Origin of the sequence: Microcoleus sp. PH2017_09_SFU_O_A (assembly GCF_020738625.1) — a bacterium.
Taxonomy (GTDB): domain Bacteria; phylum Cyanobacteriota; class Cyanobacteriia; order Cyanobacteriales; family Microcoleaceae; genus Microcoleus.
This window is the reverse complement of record NZ_JAEQCF010000193.1, coordinates 1-1,504: the sequence shown is the minus strand read 5'-3', so window position 1 is coordinate 1,504 and position 1,504 is coordinate 1. Positions and strand designations below refer to the sequence as shown.

Annotated in this window: 2 pseudogenes; one reads left to right on the top strand and one right to left on the bottom strand. The window is 42.2% G+C overall.

Going from position 1 to position 1,504, the window contains the following annotated elements:
• A pseudogene (locus JGK16_RS32610) lies at positions 1–467 on the top strand (IS1 family transposase); the annotation flags it as partial.
• Positions 468–531: 64 nt separating this feature from the next.
• On the opposite strand, the pseudogene JGK16_RS32605 reads toward JGK16_RS32610, so the two are convergent.
• Positions 532–702, bottom strand: a pseudogene (locus JGK16_RS32605) (transposase family protein); the annotation flags it as partial.
• Positions 703–1,504: the final 802 nt, after the last annotated feature.

Below are 1,504 nucleotides of genomic sequence, written 5' to 3'. Positions count from 1 at the left end.
AGCGGCTGCTGTTAAGAAGCAAGTGGAAGTGACTCCCAAAGAAAAAAAGCGCTTGAATGTTCAGATGGATGAGTTATGGTCATTCGTTGATAGTAAAGGCAATCAGCAGTGGGTCTGGCTGGCATTGGATGCCCAGACTAGGGAAATTGTTGGTGTACATATTGGAGATCGTAGCGCAGTATCGGCTCAATATCTATGGAATTCAATGCCACCAGTGTACCGTCAATGTGCAGTAATTTATACTGACCACGTTTTGTGCTTATGATTCTGTATTGCCCAGCAAACGTCATCAAAGCGTAGATAAAGATAGTGGTTTTACTAGCTATATCGAGCGCTTCAACTGTACTATTCGACAACGAGTGTCTCGACTGGTAAGAAAGAGCCTAGCCTTCTCTAAAAAATTAGAAAATCATATTGCTGCAATTTGGCGGTTTGTGCATCATTACAATGCTAATTTACAACTCTAAATCCCTACTTTTATTTGAATTCAGTTTTATTCTCTCGATCCTTTCCTTCAGGGGACTACCCGTATTTAGCTCGCCCGTAACTTTCGATATCGACCCATGTATCAGCACCGCAAATCACGGCACAAATTGAGATGGTAATAATATCAATTAATTGATGATGTTTCGTCCGCTCAATTCTTGGATCTTCTCAGTCAGCAAAATGGTCGGCGATGGTGATTTTAGGTTTAAGTTTCATGCAGGGCAAACTCTAATTAAATATTTTTTGAGTAATCAAGAACCATCCTCCAATATACCATATTCTGTTAATATGAAATTTAGATGCGTTCGCCCTGTGATAAACGTGAGCTAGTCTTTGGGCAATCGCACTTTTTGACCTGCTTAGTTTAAACTCCAATTATCAAGCTTATGACGAAAAACTGTCATTTCTGGTCATAGGCCTGACAATCAACAGACAAAGACAAAAAACATTATTTTGTCCTATAACCCTTGCCAGAAAAGCGTTATAGCCACAAGTTTTTAGACCTGAATCCTTACTTTCAACTTAAAGTGCGGAATGTGGGTTACATCAATTTAGTAAGCAGAGACAACCAATCACCCTTTCCAATTTCGGTTGAAACCGCATCACCTTAAATTTGGGGCAATTGGATGGCAATCGCCTGTAGCCGGAGCCGAGCGCCCCTAGCCGCTTGCCCATAGCCCGAGCGGGTCTCAATCGCGGGCGATCGTCAAAAGATCTCAAAAGGGTTCTATATATAGTAGTAGCCATTTTACCTCTCAACGATTCTACCGACCCTTCATGACAGACGGCGGTCAAAAACTGACATTGGGGGTAAAAAAGCAGGTTCTGGCGTTAAAGAGGAACGAGCAATCGGATCTCGGAGCATCGAGGAACACCCAAAAGCCTTACGGTGTATAGATTGAGCGAAAGATAAAAATTGTTTTCGCAAAACGCTTGACAAGCCCTTGCGAAATAAGTATATTAATAAAGCGCCAGAGAGAGAGCGGTTCACACCGCGAACTTAAGGCACAGAGAACTG